Annotated in this window: 20 protein-coding genes; 11 read left to right on the top strand and 9 right to left on the bottom strand. The window is 69.0% G+C overall.

Annotated elements, in window-relative coordinates; all coding sequences use genetic code 11:
• Positions 1-54 precede the first annotated feature (54 nt).
• Positions 55-483, bottom strand: coding sequence for a DNA polymerase III subunit chi (locus ACQ859_RS13950; RefSeq protein WP_431266278.1), 429 nt, complete (start codon positions 481-483; stop codon positions 55-57).
• 46 nt (positions 484-529) lie between these two features.
• Positions 530-1,990, bottom strand: coding sequence for a leucyl aminopeptidase (locus tag ACQ859_RS13945; RefSeq protein WP_431266277.1), 1,461 nt, complete (start codon positions 1,988-1,990; stop codon positions 530-532).
• A gap of 28 nt (positions 1,991-2,018) precedes the next feature.
• Here ACQ859_RS13945 and lptF point away from each other — a divergent pair, with 28 nt between their 5' ends.
• From lptF to ACQ859_RS13920, 5 genes are all read left to right on the top strand, one after another.
• On the top strand, positions 2,019-3,218 hold the full coding sequence (gene lptF, locus ACQ859_RS13940) for an LPS export ABC transporter permease LptF (protein WP_431266276.1): 1,200 nt from the start codon (positions 2,019-2,021) through the stop codon (positions 3,216-3,218).
• Positions 3,215-4,378 (top strand): LPS export ABC transporter permease LptG, encoded by a 1,164-nt coding sequence (lptG, locus tag ACQ859_RS13935; protein ID WP_431266275.1) that lies wholly within the window; start codon positions 3,215-3,217, stop codon positions 4,376-4,378. The genes lptF and lptG overlap by 4 nt, the downstream gene beginning before the upstream one ends.
• An 85-nt stretch (positions 4,379-4,463) precedes the next feature.
• Positions 4,464-4,889: a sirohydrochlorin chelatase gene (locus tag ACQ859_RS13930; RefSeq protein WP_431266274.1), complete on the top strand. Its 426-nt coding sequence runs from the start codon at positions 4,464-4,466 to the stop codon at positions 4,887-4,889.
• A 19-nt stretch (positions 4,890-4,908) separates the two neighbouring features.
• Positions 4,909-5,853 (top strand): CysB family HTH-type transcriptional regulator, encoded by a 945-nt coding sequence (locus tag ACQ859_RS13925; RefSeq protein WP_088408215.1) that lies wholly within the window; start codon positions 4,909-4,911, stop codon positions 5,851-5,853.
• Between the two features lie 79 nt (positions 5,854-5,932).
• Positions 5,933-7,102 (top strand): pyridoxal phosphate-dependent aminotransferase, encoded by a 1,170-nt coding sequence (locus tag ACQ859_RS13920; RefSeq protein ID WP_431266273.1) that lies wholly within the window; start codon positions 5,933-5,935, stop codon positions 7,100-7,102.
• A gap of 154 nt (positions 7,103-7,256) precedes the next feature.
• Here the strand turns inward: ACQ859_RS13920 and ACQ859_RS13915 are convergent, their stop codons facing one another.
• Positions 7,257-9,368, bottom strand: coding sequence for a hypothetical protein (locus ACQ859_RS13915; protein WP_431266272.1), 2,112 nt, complete (start codon positions 9,366-9,368; stop codon positions 7,257-7,259).
• Between the two features lie 247 nt (positions 9,369-9,615).
• Here ACQ859_RS13915 and ACQ859_RS13910 point away from each other — a divergent pair, with 247 nt between their 5' ends.
• Positions 9,616-10,320, top strand: a complete 705-nt coding sequence (locus ACQ859_RS13910) for a Crp/Fnr family transcriptional regulator (protein WP_431258030.1) — start codon at positions 9,616-9,618, stop codon at positions 10,318-10,320.
• Between the two features lie 127 nt (positions 10,321-10,447).
• Positions 10,448-11,488 (top strand): phosphotransferase, encoded by a 1,041-nt coding sequence (locus ACQ859_RS13905; RefSeq protein WP_431266546.1) that lies wholly within the window; start codon positions 10,448-10,450, stop codon positions 11,486-11,488.
• On the opposite strand, the gene ACQ859_RS13900 is transcribed toward ACQ859_RS13905, so the two are convergent.
• Together ACQ859_RS13900 and ACQ859_RS13895 are read right to left on the bottom strand one after the other, a co-directional pair.
• On the bottom strand, positions 11,480-11,848 hold the full coding sequence (locus ACQ859_RS13900) for a LysR substrate-binding domain-containing protein (protein WP_431266271.1): 369 nt from the start codon (positions 11,846-11,848) through the stop codon (positions 11,480-11,482). The genes ACQ859_RS13905 and ACQ859_RS13900 overlap by 9 nt on opposite strands.
• Positions 11,845-12,432 (bottom strand): LysR family transcriptional regulator, encoded by a 588-nt coding sequence (locus ACQ859_RS13895; protein WP_431266270.1) that lies wholly within the window; start codon positions 12,430-12,432, stop codon positions 11,845-11,847. Before ACQ859_RS13895 ends, ACQ859_RS13900 begins: the two co-directional genes overlap by 4 nt.
• A gap of 113 nt (positions 12,433-12,545) precedes the next feature.
• Between ACQ859_RS13895 and ACQ859_RS13890 the strand changes: the two genes are divergently transcribed.
• Positions 12,546-13,559: an NADP-dependent oxidoreductase gene (locus tag ACQ859_RS13890; protein ID WP_431266269.1), complete on the top strand. Its 1,014-nt coding sequence runs from the start codon at positions 12,546-12,548 to the stop codon at positions 13,557-13,559.
• Positions 13,560-13,604: 45 nt separating this feature from the next.
• Here ACQ859_RS13890 and gstA read toward each other — a convergent pair whose 3' ends face one another.
• Positions 13,605-14,216, bottom strand: a complete 612-nt coding sequence (gstA, locus tag ACQ859_RS13885; RefSeq protein ID WP_431266268.1) for a glutathione transferase GstA — start codon at positions 14,214-14,216, stop codon at positions 13,605-13,607.
• Between the two features lie 289 nt (positions 14,217-14,505).
• Between gstA and ACQ859_RS13880 the strand changes: the two genes are divergently transcribed.
• On the top strand, positions 14,506-14,877 hold the full coding sequence (locus tag ACQ859_RS13880; protein ID WP_431258034.1) for a DsrE family protein: 372 nt from the start codon (positions 14,506-14,508) through the stop codon (positions 14,875-14,877).
• 54 nt (positions 14,878-14,931) lie between these two features.
• Here the strand turns inward: ACQ859_RS13880 and ACQ859_RS13875 are convergent, their stop codons facing one another.
• Positions 14,932-15,831, bottom strand: a complete 900-nt coding sequence (locus ACQ859_RS13875) for a LysR family transcriptional regulator (RefSeq protein WP_431266267.1) — start codon at positions 15,829-15,831, stop codon at positions 14,932-14,934.
• A 71-nt stretch (positions 15,832-15,902) separates the two neighbouring features.
• Between ACQ859_RS13875 and ACQ859_RS13870 the strand changes: the two genes are divergently transcribed.
• Both ACQ859_RS13870 and ACQ859_RS13865 read left to right on the top strand, forming a co-directional pair.
• Positions 15,903-16,832 carry a pyridoxamine 5'-phosphate oxidase family protein gene (locus ACQ859_RS13870; RefSeq protein WP_431266266.1) on the top strand — a complete coding sequence of 310 codons (930 nt, stop codon included), beginning with the start codon at positions 15,903-15,905 and terminating at the stop codon, positions 16,830-16,832.
• Between the two features lie 3 nt (positions 16,833-16,835).
• Positions 16,836-17,789 (top strand): PDR/VanB family oxidoreductase, encoded by a 954-nt coding sequence (locus tag ACQ859_RS13865; protein ID WP_431266265.1) that lies wholly within the window; start codon positions 16,836-16,838, stop codon positions 17,787-17,789.
• Between the two features lie 8 nt (positions 17,790-17,797).
• Here ACQ859_RS13865 and ACQ859_RS13860 read toward each other — a convergent pair whose 3' ends face one another.
• A complete protein-coding gene (locus ACQ859_RS13860; protein ID WP_431266264.1) occupies positions 17,798-18,688 on the bottom strand; it encodes a LysR family transcriptional regulator in 891 nt (296 codons plus the stop codon).
• A 28-nt stretch (positions 18,689-18,716) separates the two neighbouring features.
• Positions 18,717-19,511: an alpha/beta fold hydrolase gene (locus tag ACQ859_RS13855; protein ID WP_431266263.1), complete on the bottom strand. Its 795-nt coding sequence runs from the start codon at positions 19,509-19,511 to the stop codon at positions 18,717-18,719.
• Between the last annotated feature and the right edge of the window lie 4 nt (positions 19,512-19,515).

The raw sequence follows: 19,515 nt of genomic DNA, 5'->3' as shown, positions 1-19,515 counted from the left end.
GCACCCGGTTGGCGCGACCATCGTCCGGCGATGAAATGACGGGAAACGGTCGGCTCAGGCCGACATCACGTGGTGATTCAGCGTCAGTCCGAGCGCCTTGTAGGCCTTGAATCGTCCGCGTCCCGCGGCGACCTGGTCGGCGTCGGTGGAGACCAGCTCCAGCACGCGCTCGAAACGCTCGAGCCCGGGCGGCACGCCCGGTTCGAAATTGAGCAAGACCTGGCACCCGGCCAGCGCATCGAGCTGGTCCGACAGCAGGATCGGCGTGCGCTCCCGCAGCGGCGACGGGGTGTCGCCGCGCAGCAGCAGATGCGGGAGGAACTCACCGGGTTCGAAGGTCCAGAGCGTCTGGTCCAGCCGCTCCAGCAATCTCATCGGCCCCCAGATCCCGACGGTCAGTCCCGCCGCCTGCGTCTTGCGCAGCAGGCGGCAGGCGTAGACCTGCCGGTCGGGCACGCCGGTATAGAAGTTGACCTCCGTCACCGGACCCGCCCTTCCTCTTTCAGTTTCCGGAGAACGCCGCCGGCGTTCAGCGGACCTGCGACAGCACGAAGTGCGTCAGCAGGCCGACCGGACGGCCGGTCGCGCCCTTGGCGCCGCCGCCCTTCCAGGCGGTCCCGGCGATGTCCAGGTGACCCCAGCGGTACTTGGAGGCGAAACGCTGCAGGAACTTCGCGGCGGTGATGGAACCGCCCTCGCGGCCGGCGACGTTGGCGACGTCGGCGAAGTTGGTCTTCAGGCCGTCGGCGTAGTCGTCGTCCAGCGGCAGGCGCCAGCAAGGATCCAGCGCCGTCTCGCCGGCGGCGCTCAGTGCGGCCGCCAGTTCGTCGTCGCTCGCGTACATGCCCGAACGCACGCCGCCCAGCGCGATCACGCAGGCACCGGTCAGCGTCGCGACGTCGACGACGGCCGCGGGCTTGAAGCGCTCGGCGTAGGTCAGCGCGTCGCACAGGATCAGACGGCCTTCGGCGTCGGTGTTCAGGATCTCGATCGTCTGGCCCGACATCGAGGTGACCACGTCACCCGGCTTGACCGCGCGGGCGCTGGGCATGTTCTCGCAGGCGGCGATCAGCACGACCAGGTTGATCTTGGGCTTGAGCTCGACCACGGCGCGCAGCGTGCCCAGCACGGAGGCGGCGCCGCCCATGTCGAACTTCATCTCGTCCATACCGGCACCCGGCTTCAGCGAGATGCCGCCCGAGTCGAAGGTGATGCCCTTGCCGACCAGCACCACCGGCGCCTGCGTCTTGGCGGCGCCTTCGTACTTGGCGACGATGAAACGCGGCGGCACGTCGGAGCCCTTGGCCACGGACAGGAAGGAGCCCATGCCCAGCTTCTCGATGCCCTTCTGGTCCAGGACCTCGACCTTGATGCCATGGCTCTTGGCCAGCGCCTTGGTCTGGTCGGCCAGGTAGGCCGGCGTGGCGACGTTGGGCGGCAGGTTGGCGCATTCGCGGGCGACGGCGATGCCGGCGCCGATGGCCTGGCCGCGCGTCAGGCCGGCCTTGACCGCCTTGACGTCGTCCTTGCCGTGCAGCAGGGCGATCTTCGTCAGCTTGGACGCCGCAGGAGCGCTCGGCTTGGTCTCGCGGTAGATGTAGGTGGCTTCCAGCGCGGCGAGCACGGTCTGCTCGGCCAGGGACTCGGTCAGGTCGGCACCGAAACCGGCGTAGGCCACCGAGGCGCCCGTGGCGCCCTTGCCCTTGAGCTGGCCCAGCGCCGCGCCCAGCGCGCTGCGGGCGGCCTTCAGCGACGCGCCGCTGGCGGCGACGACCAGTCTGGGGGCCTTCAGGCCGGCCGGACGGACCAGGGACAAGACCTGACCCGCCTTCAGCTCGAAGTCGCCGAGCTTGATGGCGTCCTTGACCAGGGCGGTGACGGTCTTGTCGAGCGACGCCGGCAGGCTGTCGCCCGCGACGACCAGCACGAGGGCGTCGGCGCCGTGCGACGAGAGCGCGTCGAGGGTCGCGAGCTGAGAGCGGAAGTCCATAATGCCGAGAAGTAGATAAAGTGCCCGGATGTTATTCGATTCAACCGTACGCAAGGAACTGGCCCGCAGTTTCGGACTGGCCTTCGTGGTCATCCTGACCATCGTCGTGACGATGCTGCTGGTGCGCTCGCTCGGCATGGCGGCCAAGGGGACGGTGGCCCCGCAGCACGTGCTGCTGTCGCTGGGATATCTGGCCCTCGCCCAGCTGCCGGTGATGCTGAGCCTGTCGCTGTTCGTCGCCGTCGTCATGTCGCTGGGGCGCATGTACAAGGAATCGGAGATGACCATCTGGTTCGCCAGCGGCCTGGGCCTGACGCGCTTCGTCCGGCCGGTGCTGACGATGGCCTCGCCGGTGCTGGTCGTCGTCGCGGTGCTGATGACCATCGTCTGGCCCTGGAGCAACGACAACAGCGCCCAGCTGCGCGCGCAGTTCGAGCAGCGCAGCGACCTGTCCCGCGTCGCGCCGGGCCAGTTCCAGACCTCCAACGACGGCTCGCGCGTGTTCTTCATCGAACGCGACCCGACCGATGAGGCCGCCGCGCGCAACGTCTTCATCATGAACAACACCGAGCACCTGGAGTCGGTGACGACCTCGGCGCGCGGCGCGCTGCAGTACAAGGACAACCAGCGCGTGCTGGTGCTGGACCATGGCCAGCGCAACGACGTCGACCAGCGCAACGGCGACAAGTCGGTGGCGCGCTTCCAGCAGTACCAGGTCGTGGTCGACGAGGAGGTGATGCGCGCCGGCGGCACGCGCCCGCCCAAGACACGCCCGACGCTGGACCTGCTGGTCGACCGCTCGCCGCAGAACGACGGCGAGCTGGCCTGGCGCTTCGGCATGATCCTGGGCTGCGTCAACCTGGTGCTGCTGGGGATCGGCATCTCGGCGACGAACCCGCGCCGCGCCAGCAACTGGAACCTGCTCTTCGCGCTGCTGGCCTTCATCGTCTACTTCAACCTGATCAACCTGACCCAGACCTGGGTGGTGGCCAGCAAGATGAAGCTGGGCCCGGCGCTGCTGGCCCTGCACGGCGGCGCCTTCCTGGTGACGCTGCTGCTGCTGCTCTGGCGTGAACAGGGCGCGCGGCTGGGCGCGCCGCGCAGCGGCGTGCTCCCGGCCCCGCCCGAGAAGCCGGGCTATGACGAGACCGTCTTCGCCGCGCCGCCGGCCGGCGTGGTGATCGCACCCGCGACGATGTCCGGTTCCACGCCGGGAGTGCCCACATGAGAACCGTCCGGCGGCTGCTGTACCGCGACATCCTGAGCTCCTTCACCCTGGTCATGGCCGGGTTCCTGGCGCTGTTCTTCTTCCTGGACTTCATCGACGACCTGGACCGCTTCCAGCGCCTGGGACTGGGCATCGGGCTGGCGGTCTGGTCCAGCGTGCTGAAGCTGCCGGGCCGCTTCTACGAGCTGATGCCGATCGCGGTGCTGATCGGCACGATCTTCAGCATGGCGCGGCTGGCGCAGTCCAGCGAGTTCACCATCCTGCGCACCGGCGGCCTCGGCCCGCAGCGTGCGCTGGGCCTGCTGAGCGTGATGGCACTGGCCTTCGCGGTGCTGGCCTTCGTCGTGGGCGACTTCGTCAACCCCTGGGCGGACCGGCAGGCGCAACTGCTCAAGTCCAGCGCCAGCGGCGGCGTCACCAACGCCCAGGGCGCGTGGATGAAGGACCGCCTCGGCGATTACAGCTATGCGGTGCATGTCGGCCGGGCCCGGGCCAACGGCGCGATGGAGGACGTGCTGGTCTTCGAGTTCGACAGCAAGGGCGCGATGGCCACCCGGCTGACCGCGAAGAACGCGACGGTCGACCCGACCGGCCGCTGGATGATGAACGACGTGCGCCTGATGCAATGGTCGCGCACGCCGACGCCGCTGAACCAGCCCGCCCTGGCCGCGCCGCAGCCTGCGGACCCGGCGGCGCCGCAGGACAAGCTCGCCGAGAACCCGGCGGTGCGCGAGATCCTGCTGCCCAAGTACGAATGGCAGAGCCAGCTGCCGTCGGGCGTCGTGGCCGCGGCGGTGCAGCCAACCTGGAACATGTCGACGCTGGAGCTCTACCGCTACACGCGCCACCTGTCCTCGCAGGAACAGTCCTCGGCGCAGCCGGAGATCCAGTTCTGGCGCAAGGCCTTCTATCCGTTCGCCTGCATGGTGATGGTGGCGCTGGCGCTGCCGTTCGCGTATCTGCACTTCCGCTCGGGCGGCATCAGCGTGAAGGTCTTCGGCGGCATCATGCTGGGCATCAGCTTCGTGGTGCTGAACGCGATCACCGGCCACCTCGGCCTGCTGCGCGACTGGACCCCGTGGCTCGTGGCCTCGGCGCCCAGCCTGCTGTACCTCGGCATCTCGATGGGCGCGTTCTACTGGCTGGTGCGGTATCGATGAGCGGCGAAAACGCCGCCTGTCTGGCCGCCTGCCGGGCCGACCATCGGTCCGGGTCACCGACGTGTCGCCCGAGGGAGGACTGCTGATGGACGGTCTGCTGCTCTTCGCCCATGGGGCCCGCGACCCGGCCTGGGCGGGGCCGTTCCAGGCCATCGCCGCCGAACTGCAGACGCAGCGTCCGGACCTGCCGATCGCCCTCGCCTACCTGGAGCTGATGGCGCCCGACCTGGCCACCGCCGCCGGTGCGCTGGTCGCGGTCGGCTGCACCCGCGTCCAGATCGTCCCGATGTTCCTCGGCGCCAGCGGCCATGTGCGCCGCGACGTGCCGCCGCTGGTGGAGACGCTGCGCGCTGCCCACCCGCGCGTGCTCTTCGTCCTGCACGACGCCATCGGCGAACAGCCCTCGGTGATCCGCGCGATGGCGGGCGCGACGCTGGACCTGATCACCGCCGTCACGCTCCCCGCCGACCCCCTCGACCCCGCCACGCCGACCGTGCTTCCCGAGTCTTGAACCCTGCGATGAACCTGCCATGAATCTGCACCAGTTCCGCTTCGTCCAAGAGGCCGCGCGCCGCAACCTCAACCTGACCGAGACGGCCAAGGCGCTGTACACCTCGCAGCCGGGCGTCTCCAAGGCGATCCTGGAGCTCGAGGAAGAGCTCGGCGTCGACATCTTCTCGCGCCACGGCAAGCGGCTGCGCAGCATCACCGAGCCCGGCCGGCAGGTGCTCAAGTCCATCGAGATCATCATGCGCGAGGTCGGCAACCTCAAGCGCATCGGCGAGGAGTACTCCAAGCAGGACGTCGGCACTCTGTCGATCGCGACCACGCACACGCAGGCGAGATACGTGCTGCCCGGCCCGGTCACGCAGCTGCGCAAGCAGTTCCCGCAGGTCAACATCGGCCTGCACCAGGGCAGCCCGGACCAGGTCGCGAAGATGCTGATCGACGAGACCGCCGACGTCGGCCTGGCGACCGAATCGCTGTCGCAGTTCGAGGAGCTCGTCACCCTGCCCGCCTACGAATGGCAGCACGTGCTGGTGATGCGCGCCGAGCATCCGCTCGCGCAGCTCGAGCGCATCGACCTCGAGCACCTGGCCGCGCAGCCGCTGGTGTCCTACCACCCCAGCTTCACCGGCCGCACCCGCATCGACCGCGCCTTCGCGCAACGCCAGCTCAAGCCCAACATCGTGCTCGAGGCGATCGACTCCGACGTCATCAAGACCTATGTCCGGCTGGGTCTGGGCGTAGGCATCGTCGCCGAGATGGCCGTGCGCGAAGATCCGCCCGGCGGCGAGCTGGTCTCGCGCCCGCTCGGCCACCTGCTGGGCCAGAACGTCGCCCGCATCGCCTTCAAGCGCGGCGCCTACCTGCGCAACTACGTCTACAGCTTCGCCGAACTACTCTCCGACCGCCTCAACCGCACGCTGCTGCAGCGCGCGATGAGCGGCGAGGCCAGCGACTACGACCTCTGATTTCCGGCGTCGTCCAGCGCCTCCCCCGCACACGACCCGCCCACTCATCGATCTCCGTCGATCCTCATCGATACCGACCATGCGCGTTCACACTCCCCTTCCCGCGAGCCGCCTGCCCCAACTGGGCGTGACGGTATTCAGCGTCATGTCGGCGCTGGCGCAGCAGCACCAGGCGGTCAACCTGGGCCAGGGCTTCCCCGACTTCGAAGGCGATCCGGCGCTGCTGGATGCCGTGGACGCCGCGATGCGCGCCGGACACAACCAGTACCCGCCGATGCCCGGCGTGCCGGCATTGCGCCAGGCGATCGCCGCCAAGATCGAGACGCTCTACGGCCACGCGTACAACCCCGACACGGAGATTACCGTCACCGCCGGCGCGACGCAGGCGATCCTGACGGCGCTCCTCGCGATCGTGCATCCGGGCGACGAGGTGGTGGTGCTCGAGCCCGCCTACGACAGCTACGCGCCCAACATCGCGCTGGCCGGCGGCGTCATGGTGCCGGTGCCGCTGGACCCGTCGAGCTTCCGTCCCGACTTCGACCGCATCCGTGCCGCGCTCACGCCGCGCACCCGCGCGATCATGATCAACAGCCCGCACAACCCCAGCGGCGCGGTGTGGAGCGCGGACGAACTGCGCCAGCTCGCCGAGCTGCTGGACGGCACCGAGGTGCTGGTGATCAGCGACGAGGTCTACGAGCACATGGTCTACGACGGCCAGACGCACCAGAGCGTGTCGCGGCTGCCCGAGCTGGCGGCGCGCAGTTTCGTCGTGTCGAGCTTCGGCAAGACCTACCACGTGACCGGCTGGAAGGTCGGCTACGTGACCGCGCCCGCGCCGCTGATGGCGGAGTTCCGCAAGGTCCACCAGTACAACGTGTTCACCGTGAACTCGGCGATGCAGCACGGCATCGCGGCCTACATGCGCGATCCGGCGCCCTACCTGGGCCTGAGCGACTTCTACCAGCGCAAGCGCGATCGTTTCCGCGCCGGGCTCGCGGGCTCGGCCTTCGTGCTGAGGCCCTGCCCCGGCAGCTACTTCCAGTGCGTCGACTACAGCGCGCTGCCTGCGGCGCAGGCCGCGATGGGCGACATGGAGATCTGCCAGTGGCTGACGCGCGAGATCGGCGTCGCGGCGATCCCGCTGTCGGCGTTCTATACCGGTGGCAGCGACGCCAAGGTCATCCGCTTCTGCTTCGCGAAGAAGGACGAGACGCTGGATCTGGCGCTGGAGCGCCTGAAGAAGATCTGAGTCACTCGCACTCCCCAGGCCCGCGAACAGCGAGTGCTTGTGGGGCCGGAATGAGGCTGGGGGTTCGCGGACGCGATGCCCCCTGCCTCGTGGAGTGCCCGCGCCTGGCCACACGCAGGCCTGACGGCCGACGCCTGACCGCCCGCAATCACGATCACCGCCCTTTGGGTGTACGCGATGTCTCGTCGTCCTCGACGAGCGACAGATCCAGGTCCACCGACTGCGTGAGCGGCGTCCGCGACGGTGCCGGCGACTGCCACACCATGGTCGCCATCTGATCCGTCGGCGCGGTCGCATCCAACGGCAGCACGACGTCGATCGAGTTGCCGTCGATCTCATGCTCGGCGCGGTCGCGCGCCACCGCGTACAGCAGCAGCAGGTCGCGGTAGGCCGGCAGCCCCAGATCGCCGCTGTACTCCTGATGGTTGGACAGCAGATCCTGCAGCAGGCTCATGCTGCCTTCGGGATCGGACCAGGCGGCTTCGAGCCGCTCCATGAGTTCCGCGTGGGTCTCCAGGGCGTCGCCCTCGTTCAGGTCGTCGCTCCACGACGGCGCCCGGGCATGGAACTGCTCGGTAAAACGCGTCCCGATGCGATCGAAGGATTCCCGGTCACCGCGGCGCTGATAGAGCTCCATCAGCTTGAGGAACGGCAGGCCGCTGGCCGCGTCGCGATGATTCAGACGAGAGGACAGCAACTCGATCGCCGCATCGTCCTGGCCCAGCACCATGAAGAAGTCGACCTGCTGCTCGAGGTCGATGAGTTCCTCGACGGTCACGGTGACACCGCCGCCGCCCAGGTCGGCGGACAGCGGCGCCGGCCGCGTGTCGCCGCGTTCGAACTGCAGGGTCAGCGGCTCCAGCGCATCGAGCGCCGCCAGGGCGTCGAGCGCGTCGTCCGCGGCCGTCGTCGGCGCGCGGGCCGGCAGGCGTGTCGCGGGCGGCGCGGGCGGCGTGGCCGACATCAAGGGCGCGGGGCGCGTCGGTTCCTCGTTGAGGCTCAACGGCATCGGGATCGTCGACGGCGCGAGCGACGCCACCGGACCGTCGCTCGACAGGTGCGACATCAGCGGCGCCGGCGAACTGTGCGGATCCGTGGGCGTGAACGGGGACGGCCCGGTCGGCATGGGCGGCAACACCGTCTCGGCACCCTCTCCCTCGTGGCGGGAGTCGCCCAGCCAGTGCTGGCCGGCCTCACGTTTCTGCACGCGGTTGCTGCGCCACAGCAGCAGGCTGCTCGCGGCCAGCGCCAGGCTCAGCAGGCTCAGGCCCAGCACCCAGACCGACGAGGCGCTGCTGCCGTTCGCGGCCTGCTCGCGCGCGGCCTGCAGTTCCTGGCGCAGCGTGGTCATCGCGGCCAGGGTGCGCTTCTGCTCGGCCTGCATCTCGGCCAGCTGCTTCTGCATCGCCAGCATCTGCTGACGCGCGTCTTCAGCGGCACTCGCGGCACTGGCGGCGGCCTCGGCGGCCAGCAGCGCCTGCGCGGGCGCCTGCAGCACCTCCATGGGCTCCAGCGACAGGCGCGGCGTCGGGGCCCGCGTCACCCGGCTCTCGCGGTTCTCGCGCGTCGGGGTCCGGCTCTGGACCTGACGCGTCTCGCGCGACGCGCCGGAGCGGCCACCGTCGGTGCCAGGGCTTGCCTCGACCGTCCGACGCTGCCGTTGGCGCGGCCGCTCCGCGCTGCCGTCGGCAGCGCCGGGCGTGGCCGCGGCGGCGATCGCCAGGTCGTTGCCGGCGCGCGGCGCGGAGGATCGATGGTTCGGCGTCTCCGCCGGGCGCGGCGGCTGCGACTCCTGCAGCGCCTGCAACGCGGGCGACACGGCCGCCGCGGGCGGTGCGCCCGGATCGGCGATCGGCTCGCCGTTCAGGCCGGGCGGATCGATGAACGCGGTGTACTGGCGCGTCAGCCGCGCGGGGCAGCCCACGCTGAGCTGCACCGACACGATCGGCTCGTCGATGCGCTGCGCGCTGCGCAGCCGCACGCCGGTGACGCGTGAACCGTCGCCCTCGACCTGCCAGTGCAGGCCCGACGCGGCCAGCGCGTTCTCGCCGGCGCTCACTTCGGCGCGCACGCACTCGGGCGTGACGGTCTCGCCGGGATTGAGCTGGACGGGGAACAGCAGGTTCAGCGGCTGACCCAATGACGAGGCCGCCTGCGGGCGGCCGACACCAAGGCCCCAGGCCGGCGTCGACATCATGAGGATGGCAAGCACAAGAACGCTGGGCGGCGGCAGTGCGCCGCGCGGGTCGTGAAGATCTCGATCCATTCCCGCTGTTGTTGCTGTTGGTGTGCGTTTCACTCTAGCACGGCGCTTACAGGGACAAACCCGGAAAAGCGCCCTTCCTTCCCCCGGATACGCATCGCCCACGCATCATGCGCGCATCGTCGCGGCACCCGCGGGCACGGCGTGGGTCCCTCACAATAGGCCAGAAATCACCCGGAAGACGCCGCCACGCACGCGGTCTCTCCCCACAATTCAGGAGACGGCTGGCCTGTCACGCCAGCGACAAAGCATGAACAGCTCGGTTCTTACAATTTCCGAACGCAACAGCATCGAGACGGGCCCGTGGTTTTCCAAACTGTCACTGCCGCTGCGCAGCGACATCCTGGCGCGTGCCACCGTGAGACGCCTGTCCGACGGCGCGCTGATGTCGGTGCGCGGCGAACCGGCCGAGGAATGGATCGGCGTGGCCAAGGGCGCGGTGCGGGTGAGTTCGGTCTCGCTGTCGGGCAAGCAGGTCACGCTGACCTATGTCGAGCCGGGCATCTGGTTCGGCGACATCGCCCTCTTCGACGGCCTGCCGCGCACGCACGATGCCAGCGCGCACGGCGAGACCACGCTGCTGGTCATCCGCAAGCCCGACTTCCGCGACCTGCTGCAACGCCACACCGAGCTCTACGAGGCGCTGCTGCGGCTGAACTGCCGGCGGCTGCGGCTGATGTTCGACCAGGTCGAAGACCTCAACACCCGGCCCCTGGCCTCGCGCCTGGCCAAGCAGATCCTGCTGCTGGCGCGCAGCTACGGCGTGTCGCAGGGCGAGGAGGTCCGCATCGGCCTGCAGCTGGCGCAGGAAGACCTGGCGCAGCTGCTGGGCGCCTCGCGGCAGCGCGTGAACCAGGAGCTCAAGGGCTTCGAGCGCGAAGGCGCGGTGCGCGTCGAGCCGACCCGGCTGGTGGTGCTGAGCAAGGAAAAGCTGTTGGCCATCGCCAACCGCTGAGCGTCCCGGGATCGTCGCCGCCTGCGCAGGGCGGCGGGCTCCGGGGACGCGTCGATCACGAATCACGACAACTCCAGGAGACCTTGTGGACGATGCTTTCACCGGCACCCGCGCCCCGTCGCAGACGATGGACGCCGAGGCGCTCGCCGCCTGGCTGGCGCGCGAGATCGAGGGCTTCGCCGGCCCGCTGACGATCGAGCAGTTCAAGGGCGGCCAGTCCAATCCCACCTACAAGCTGATCACGCCGGGCGCGACCTACGTGATGCGCGCCAAGCCGGCGCCGGTGGCCAAGCTGCTGCCGTCGGCGCACGCGATCGAGCGCGAGTTCACCGTGATGCGCGCGCTCAGCAACACCGACGTGCCGGTGCCGCGCATGCTCGCCCTGTGCGAGGACGAATCCATCGTCGGCCGCGCCTTCTACGTCATGGAATTCATCCAGGGCCGGGTCTTGTGGGACCAGACGCTGCCGGGTGCCTCCAACGAGGAACGCACGGCGATCTACGAGGAGATGAACCGCGTCATCGCCGCGCTGCACCGGGTCGACTTCCGCGCGCTGGGGCTGGAGGGTTACGGCAAGCCGGGCAACTACTTCGAGCGCCAGATCGGCCGCTGGAGCAAGCAGTACCAGGCGACGATCACCGGGCCGAACGAGGCGATGGACCGCCTGATCGAGTGGCTGCCGGCGCACATCCCCGACTCGGCGCGCGACGAGCGCGAGGTCGCGATCGTGCACGGCGACTACCGGCTGGACAACCTCGTCTTCCACCCGACCGAACCGCGCGTGCTGGCGGTGCTGGACTGGGAGCTGTCGACGCTGGGCCATCCGCTGGCGGACTTCAGCTACCACTGCATGTCGTGGCACATCCGCAAGAGCGGCGCCGCGCGCGGTCTCGGTGGCGTGGACCTGGCGCCGCTGGGCATCCCGAACGAGCTCGACTACGTGCGCCGCTACTGCGAACGCACCGGCCGCGGCGATGCGGCGACGGTGATGAAGGACTGGAACTTCTACCTCGCCTACAACCTGTTCCGCATCTGCGCGATCCTGCAAGGCATCGCCAAGCGCGTCGAGGACGGCACCGCCTCCAGCCAGCAGGCCCGCGAGGCCGGCGCCGGCGCGAAGCCGATGGCGGAACTGGGCTGGCAGTTCGCGCAGAAGCTGTCAGGCTGAGGCCGGCCGGGCGGCGATCACGGCATCCCAGGGGGACGGTGTCGGGAACACCTCCTCCAGGAAGGCGACGAAGGCCTTCACGCCAGGATTCGCCCGCCGGCTCTCCGGCCAGACGGCGGTGATCGTCGTGCGGTCGACCGCGCATTCGCTCAGGACCGGCACCAGCAGGCCGCGCTCCACGTAGGGCGCCGCGATCCATGAGGCCGCCATGCCGACGCCGCCGCCGGCAGCCAGCACTTCCACCACCGCATCGCTGACATCCAGGACGATGGCCGCCTCGGGGGTGAACTCGACGATGCGTTGTCCGACCTTGAACTGCCAGACCAGCGTCTGGCCCGTGGTCTGGTAGCGGAAGTTCACGCAGTCATGATCGCGCAGGTCCTCGGGCCGGCGCGGCGTGCCCGCGCGGCCAGATAACCCGGTGAGGCGAACGCGCTCAACCGGACCGGCGACAGGCCGCGCGAGATCAAGGTGGAGTCCGGCTGGCTGCCGATGCGGATGGCGACGTCCACCCCCTCCTCGATCAGATTGACGTAGCGGTCGCCGAGGCGCAGGTCGATGTTGAGCTTCGGATGGCGTCGACGGAACTCCGGGAGCGCCGGCGCCAGCAGACGCGTGCCGATCGGCAGCGGCGCGGCGATCTTCAAGGTGCCTGCGGGCTCGGCTTTGGCCGCGACCGCCGACTGCACCACGTCGTCCGCCGCGCGCAGCAGCTCGAGCGCGCGCTGGTGCAGATCCCGCCCCTCCGGCGTCAGCACCAGCGAACGGGTCGTGCGGGTGAACAGGCGCAGGCCGAGCTGCTGCTCCAGCCGCTGGATCGTCTTGCTCACCGCGGACGGCGAGACGGAGAGCGACTGCGCCGCTGCGGTGAAGCTGCCATGGGAGGCGGCCCGCGCGAACGCGACGATGCCGGTCAGGCGCTCCAGGGTGATTTGTTCCGTCATGGCACTTAACAAGTGATCGGTGCCCGGATTATCAAACCGGCGGCGAATATTCACACTGCGACTTCGGGACACCCCAGCGGTGTCGTCCCTCCCCATTCAAGAAGGAAGCAGTGATGACCCAAGACACGATGAAGGCCGTCCGGATCCACGCATTCGGTGGCCCGGAGGTGCTGCGCTACGAAGACGCACCGAGGCCGACGCTCAAGCCCGGCGAGGTGCTGGTCCGCGTCCATGCGGTGGCGCTCAATCCGCCCGACTGGTATCTGCGCGACGGCTACCGGAGCCTCCCCGCGGACTGGCGCCCCCCGGTCGACCTGCCGGTCATCCCCGGGTCGGACGTGTCAGGCGTCGTGGCGGCCGTGGCGGCGGACGTCACGGCGCTGGCCGTCGGCGACGAGGTGTTCGGCATGGTGAAGTTCCCCAGCTTTGGCGAGAGCGCCGCGTATGCCGAGTACGTGGCCGCGCCGGTGACGGACCTGGCGCGCAAGCCCGCCGCGGTCGATCACGCGCACGCGGCCGGCGCGGCGATGGCCGGCCTCACGGCCTGGCAGTTCCTCATCGAGCTGGGCCATGACGAGCCCAACCCCTTCCAGCCTGCGTCCCATCGGCCCGTGCCGCTCTCCGGCCAGCAGGTCCTGATCAATGGCGCGGGCGGCGGCGTGGGCCACCTCGCCATCCAGTTGGCGAAACGGGCCGGCGCGGAGGTCATCGCCGTGGCATCAGGCAGGCATGAGCAGTTCGTGCGCGACCTGGGCGCCGACCGTTTCATCGACTACACGGTCACGCCGCCGGAGACCGTCGCGCGCGATCTCGACCTGGTCCTGGACACCCTCGGCGGGCCGACGACGGCAAGGTTCCTGCGCACGCTCAAGCGGGGCGGCGCCCTCTTCCCGGTGTATCCGCTGGGGTTCGATGGGGCCGATGAAGCAGCGAGACTTGGGATCACCGTGTCATCGACACAGGTGCGATCGAGCGGCTCGCAACTGGAGGCGTTGAGCCGGCTCCTCGCCGAGGGCCGGCTGCGGGTCGCCATCGACACCACGTTCGCGCTGGCGGACGCACGGCAGGCCCATGAGCGCGCGGCACGCGGCGGGATCCAGGGCAAGATCATTCTCAAGGTTGCATGACGTCGGGCGTGACGTCGGGCGTGACGTCGCGCGTGGCGCCGGGACCTACCTGACGGGCAGCCCTTCCGCCTTCAGGGCGGCGCGGACCGCCGGACGCTGCGCCATGCGGTCCATGAACCGCTTGATCGACGGGTAGGCCGACATGTCGATGTTCACGCGCACCGGCCAGCGCAGCACGTTGTACAGGTAGGCGTCGACGACGGAGAACTCGGCGCCCAGCACGTAGTCGCTGCCGGACAGGTGCTGCTCGATGTAGTCGAACCGGCTGGCCAGGTTGCCTTCGGCGAACCGGGTCTTCGACGCCTCGTCCACGAACGGCGAGAACATCACCGCCATGCCCTTGTGCAGGTCGGTCGCGATGTAGTTGAGCCATTGCATGGCGCGATAGCGCTCCCGGGTCCCGAACGCGGGCAGCAGCCTGAACTGCGGATGCTGGTCCGCGATCCATTGCAGGATGACGGCGCCTTCCGTGAGGACCTCGCCGTCATCCAGCCTCAATGCGGGAATCAGCCCCTTCGCGCTGACCTGGAAATAGTCGCCGTCGACCGTCGTCTTGGTGGCGAAATCGACCTTGATCAATTCGACGTCCTGTCCGGCCTCCCGCAATGCGATCTGGGAAGCCAAGGCACAGGAACCGGGAGAGAAATAGAGTTTCATGGCTGAAAGAATCGTCTGGTGAATGAAGGGAGATCACGTGACGAGCAGTCTATGAATGGCAATGCGCGCCACCAATGGCCGCGGAGCGAATTGATCATTCAGCCGGCTGAACAATGAAGGCCTGACAAGGCCCTGTCCAAGGACTTCCTGGACAAGCGACCATCACGCGATCTGCAACGATGACTTGCAGGCCACGGCGTTTCCGCGAATGGGCGTCTTCCCTACGATTCCGTTCGTCAGTTGCCACTCATTCGACTGTCGATTCCGGTCATCACTCAAAGGAACTCCCATGAAAGTCGCCATCTTCATCTTCTCGGACGCCAATGGCGGAGAAGAAGCCCTGGGCCGCCTGTTCAACGGCCTGGCCACCGCCTACGACTTCAAGCAGCGCAAGACGGACGTCGCGATCTACTTCCAGGGCACCGGCACCCGCTGGGCCGGCGTCGTGAAGCAGCCGGACCATCCGGTGCACGGCCTGTTCGCCGCCGTCGAGGACAAGGTCGCCGGCGTGTCCTGCGGCTGCGCGGACGTGTTCGGCGCGCGCGACGCGGCGATCAAGAACGGCTTCGACCTGATCTCCGTCAACCAGGTGCCCGGCACCTCCGGTCTGCCGAGCATCGGCGAGCTGATCGCCGACGGCTACACGGTCCTGACCTTCTGATCGGTCCGTACCCGGTCGTTATCCGGTCGTTATCCGGCCGGGACGCTCACCCGCTCAGCACGACAGCCGCTCCGCGCGCAGTCGCTCCGCCAGCAGTTCGATGAAGTGGCGGACCCTGGATGAGCCGAACCGGGTTTCCCGATGGAGCAGATGGATGGGCACGGTGTCGCCGGCGAAGGCCGTCAGCACCGGCGTGAGCGCGCCGCTCGCCATCTTCTCCTTCAACTGATAGGTCGGCAGGTACACGATGCCCAGACCGAGCTCAGCCGCGGCGATGGCCGCATCGCTGCCGGTGAAGCCGCAGACGGGCTTGAGCTTGACGGCGATCGATGACTGCCGTGATCCGAATTTCCAGACGAGTTGCTGGGCCGAGACGTCGATCGCGAGGGTCCGGTGCTGGTGGAGGTCCGTGGGATGTCGAGGAACACCGTGACGGGACAGGTAGTCGGCGGACGCGCAGGCGGTCCGTCCCACTTCGCCGACCTTGAGGGCCTTCATGCCGGAGTCCGGCAACTGGCCGATGCGGATCGCGAGGTCGAATCCCTCGTCGATCAGGTTGACGGTCCGGTCCACGAAGGTGGCGGACACCGTCATCTCGGGATACCGCCGCAGGTAGTCGGCGATCCCGGGAACGACGAACAGCCGCCCGAAGACGACCGGTGCCGTCACGCGCAGGTGGCCCCGGGTCACCACGTTCGCGTCCGAGGCCCCGGCTTCCGCCTCGGCGATCAGGCGGAGGATGGTGCGCGCGTCCTCCAGGTAGCGCCGGCCAGCCTCGCTCAGCGTCACGCGTCGCGTGTGCCGCACGAGCAACGCCACGCCGCGACGGCGCTCCAGCGTCTGGATCGCCCGCGTCACGGCGGCGGCGGACAGGTCCAGCGTCCGGGCCGCGCCCGCGAAGCTCAGTCCGTCGCAGACGGTGACGAACACCGTCATCAGATGGATGTCGTCCATGCGTGGACCTCCGATTCCCTGGCGCGCCGCCCGGCGGCGCGCCTCCCGTCGATCTCATCGAGGAGCACCCCATGACCGCCGCCCGATTCCATGAAGGCGAACTGATCGCCCAGCGCAAGGCCAACGAATCCGACATCGCCGCCAGGAACGGGGCGACCGTGGGTCCGACCATCGTGCGCGGCGCGTTGCCGTTCGTGCGTCAGCAGAAGACGCTGTATGTCGGCAGCGTCGACCTCGACGGCCGCGTCTGGGCGTCGATCCTGATCGGCGAGCCCGGATTCCTCGAGCCCGGCGACGATGCAGCCACCTTGACCATCGACCTCTCGAGGGTCGCGAGACAGCCACACGATCCGCTGTGGGAGAACCTCCGGCTCGACGCCCGGCTCGGCTTCCTGCTGCTGGACCTGCAGACGCGCAAGCGCCTGAAGGTCAACGGCGACGCCCATCTGCAGGGCGATCGGCTGGTCGTCGACGTGACGGAGTCGGTGCCGATCTGTCCGCGCTACATCCAGCGCCGCACGATCGCGCTGCCCGATCCCGGCCACCAGCCGATGCCGTCGACGATGCGGCAAGGCGGCGACATCGGCGACGCGCAGATCGACCTGATCGCGCGGGCGGACACCTTCTTCCTCGCCTCCGTCCACGAGACGCACGGCGCCGACTGCTCGCATCGCGGCGGGCCGCCGGGATTCGTGCAGGTACTCCCCGGCAACGTGCTGCGTATCCCCGACTACAACGGGAACAGCATGTTCAACAGCTTCGGCAACTTCCTGCTGAATCCGCAGGCGGGCCTGGTCTTCCCCGACTACGAGCAGCGTCGGATGCTGCAGCTGAACGGCACGGTGGCGATGTTCTGGGACCAGCCGGACCCCGACGGATCCACCGGCGGCACCGGCCGGTTCTGGGAATTCACGATCGAACGCTGGATCGAGACCGGGCTTCCCGACGGGCTCGATGCCCGCTTCCTCGACGCCTCCCCTTTTCTTCCCCACGGAGTCTGATCCATGCTGCTGCGCGTCATCCATGCCCAAGCGCTCACCCCGTCCATCCGATCGATCCGGCTGGCCAGCGTCGATGGCACCCTGCTGCCGGGCTTCGAGCCCGGCGCCCATGTCGAGGTGCGCCTGCCGCTGGGCGACGACGTCGTCTTCCGGAAGTATTCGCTGATCTCCGACGGCGCGGACGGCGCGTCCTACGAGATCGCCGTCAAGCGCTCGGACCACGGACGCGGCGGCTCCCTGTTCATGCACGACCGGCTGTCCGTCGGAGACACGTTGGACGTGTCCGCGCCGGTCAACGAATTCAGCATCGCAGCGCAGGGCGCGCATCACGTCCTCATCGCCGGCGGCATCGGCATCACGCCGATGCTCGGCATCGCGGCGCGGCTGAAGCAGTCCGGCGCGTCGTACGAGCTGCACTACGCGAGCCGGAGCGCCGCCGACATGGCCTTCCACGACCGGGTGACGCAGACGCACGCGGCGCAGGCCCAGCTGTACTTCACGCGCGTCGACGGCGCGCGGCGCCTGGACATCGAGGCCCTGCTCGCCCGTCATCGGGATCAGGTCGACACCCACCTGTACGTCTGCGGCCCCGCGCCGTTGATCGACGCGCTGCGTCTGGCCGCGGAAGCGCACGGCGTGAACCGGCGACGGATCCATTTCGAGAGCTTCGGTCCGAGTTGGGCGGCGACGGACGGGACCGTCCGCGTCGCGATGTCGGAGTCCGCGATCGAGCTCGACGTCGCGCCCGGCACCACGCTGCTCGACGCGATGGAGGCGGCCGGCGCGTGGATCCCCTCCGACTGCAAGCGCGGCGAATGCGGCGCGTGCATCGCCAGCTACAGCGGCGGACGGCCGATCCACCGGGACAACTGCCTCACCGAAGCGCAGCGGCAGCATTCGTTCTGCCCCTGCGTGTCCTGGGCCTCGTCCGACGAGGTCCTGACCTTGCAGCTCTGACATCCGGCTCAAGCGGCACCCGATGGCGTCAGGTGCCGCACGAGCAGGTCGACGAAGGCCTGGACCTTGGACGACGTCCCGCCGGCGCCGCCGTGGACCAGCTGGATGGGCCACGGCGCCTCCTCATGGTCGGCGAGCAGGATCTCCAGATGGCCGTCGGCCACCTGCGACGCGACCTGATAGTGGAACAACCGGGTGATGCCCGCGCCCATCGTCGCGGCGGCCACTGCGGCGTCATTGCTCGTGACCGTGAGCGTCGGATTCACCCGCACGCTCAGCGGCCCTGCCGCCGTCCGGAAGGACCAGTCCGGATCGGGCGACACGTTCTGCGCCGTGATGATCGAGTGCCCGGTCAATCCGGCCGGATGAGCCGGACGGCCGCGCGCCGCGAGGTAGTCCGGCGAGGCGCAGAGGACGCGCCGCATCGAGCCCACGGGGATGGCCTGCACCTGCGCCTGTACCTGCGCGAATGGCCCACCGCCGATGCGCACGGCGACATCGATGCCCTCCTCGACCAGGTCGACGACCCGGTCGAGGAAATAGCCGGACACCGTCATCGCCGGGAATTGCGCGAGGTACGCCGCGATGCAGGGCATCACATGCGAGACGCCGAACATCGCCGGCGCCGTCACGTTCAGGTGGCCGCGCAGGTCGGTCGGATGACCGGAGGCCGACTCATGCGCCTCGCTGACCTTGGCCAGGATGAGGCGGACGTCGTCCAGATAGCGATGGCCGACGTCGGTCAGCCGCACGCTGCGGGTCGTCCTCAGCACGAGCTTGACGCCGAGCCGTTCCTCCAGACCCGCGATGGCGCGGGAGATCGTGGCCGGCGAGGTGCCCAGCCGCCGCGCCGCGGCGGCGAAGTGCTGTTCCTCGGCCACCGCCACGAAAGCGTTCATGGCTTGCAGGCGGTCCATGGTCGACGCCTCAGCCGGTGCGACGCGGCCTGGACTGCGCCGGGGGAAGGAAGTTCTCGAGCGCGCGGTGGAAGCGGTCCGGCGATTCGAGGTACGGCAGGTGGCCGCATTCTTCGAGCACGATGGACGAGCAGTCCGGGATCAGGGCCCGCAGCTCGTCGTGGCAATACGCCGGCACCAGCCCGTCCCGGCCGCCGCGGATCAGCAGCGTCGGACTGCGGACCGTCCGGACCTCCTCGCGCTGGTCGGCGTCCATGATCTGCTGGAACAGCGCGCGGATCCAGGGTCCGTCCAGGGTGTCCAGCGAGCGCATGAATCCTCGATGGATCCGGCTGTCGGCCGCAATGGCCATCTGCGCGAGCAATCGCGTGGCCCACGCGATCTTTCCTTCGTCGCCTTGCAACAGCCGGTCGTACAGCTCGAAGCGGGCGGCTTCGTCCGAGGGCGAGAGATGCAGGAACGCGTTGACGGCGATCACCGCGCTCACACGGCCGGGCGATCGCGCGGCAAGCTGGAGTCCGACGCGAGCCCCTTTCGAGAGCCCGCACACGGCGCTTCGATCGATGCCCAGGTGATCGAGCAGTCCCTCGACGACCCGCCCGAAATCGACGAACGCGAGGTCCTGGCCTTCCGACTTGCCGTGCCCCGGCAGATCGAGGCAGATCACACGGCGGCGGGACGCGAAGTGCTGTCGTTGATAGGTCCAGTTGAGCGCATTGCCGCCCAGGCCGTGGAGGAACAGCAGGGCATCGCCCTCGCCGTCGTCGGTGAAATGGATCCGGTGTCCGTCGTGCAGGAAAAACATGGGG

Source organism: Roseateles chitinivorans, assembly GCF_050632235.1.
Taxonomy (GTDB): domain Bacteria; phylum Pseudomonadota; class Gammaproteobacteria; order Burkholderiales; family Burkholderiaceae_C; genus Roseateles; species Roseateles chitinivorans_A.
This window is presented reverse-complemented; position numbering and strand designations above follow the sequence as displayed.

Coding starts and splice junctions, on each gene's coding strand:
- ACQ859_RS13945 (WP_431266277.1), bottom strand. CDS start 1,990: ATGGACTTCCGCTCTCAGCTCGCGACCCTCGACGCGCTCTCGTCGCAC.
- lptF (WP_431266276.1), top strand. CDS start 2,019: ATGTTATTCGATTCAACCGTACGCAAGGAACTGGCCCGCAGTTTCGGA.
- lptG (WP_431266275.1), top strand. CDS start 3,215: ATGAGAACCGTCCGGCGGCTGCTGTACCGCGACATCCTGAGCTCCTTC.
- ACQ859_RS13930 (WP_431266274.1), top strand. CDS start 4,464: ATGGACGGTCTGCTGCTCTTCGCCCATGGGGCCCGCGACCCGGCCTGG.
- ACQ859_RS13925 (WP_088408215.1), top strand. CDS start 4,909: ATGAATCTGCACCAGTTCCGCTTCGTCCAAGAGGCCGCGCGCCGCAAC.
- ACQ859_RS13920 (WP_431266273.1), top strand. CDS start 5,933: ATGCGCGTTCACACTCCCCTTCCCGCGAGCCGCCTGCCCCAACTGGGC.
- ACQ859_RS13915 (WP_431266272.1), bottom strand. CDS start 9,368: ATGGATCGAGATCTTCACGACCCGCGCGGCGCACTGCCGCCGCCCAGC.
- ACQ859_RS13910 (WP_431258030.1), top strand. CDS start 9,616: ATGAACAGCTCGGTTCTTACAATTTCCGAACGCAACAGCATCGAGACG.
- ACQ859_RS13905 (WP_431266546.1), top strand. CDS start 10,448: ATGGACGCCGAGGCGCTCGCCGCCTGGCTGGCGCGCGAGATCGAGGGC.
- ACQ859_RS13895 (WP_431266270.1), bottom strand. CDS start 12,432: ATGACGGAACAAATCACCCTGGAGCGCCTGACCGGCATCGTCGCGTTC.
- ACQ859_RS13890 (WP_431266269.1), top strand. CDS start 12,546: ATGACCCAAGACACGATGAAGGCCGTCCGGATCCACGCATTCGGTGGC.
- gstA (WP_431266268.1), bottom strand. CDS start 14,216: ATGAAACTCTATTTCTCTCCCGGTTCCTGTGCCTTGGCTTCCCAGATC.
- ACQ859_RS13880 (WP_431258034.1), top strand. CDS start 14,506: ATGAAAGTCGCCATCTTCATCTTCTCGGACGCCAATGGCGGAGAAGAA.
- ACQ859_RS13875 (WP_431266267.1), bottom strand. CDS start 15,831: ATGGACGACATCCATCTGATGACGGTGTTCGTCACCGTCTGCGACGGA.
- ACQ859_RS13870 (WP_431266266.1), top strand. CDS start 15,903: ATGACCGCCGCCCGATTCCATGAAGGCGAACTGATCGCCCAGCGCAAG.
- ACQ859_RS13865 (WP_431266265.1), top strand. CDS start 16,836: ATGCTGCTGCGCGTCATCCATGCCCAAGCGCTCACCCCGTCCATCCGA.
- ACQ859_RS13860 (WP_431266264.1), bottom strand. CDS start 18,688: ATGAACGCTTTCGTGGCGGTGGCCGAGGAACAGCACTTCGCCGCCGCG.
- ACQ859_RS13855 (WP_431266263.1), bottom strand. CDS start 19,511: ATGTTTTTCCTGCACGACGGACACCGGATCCATTTCACCGACGACGGC.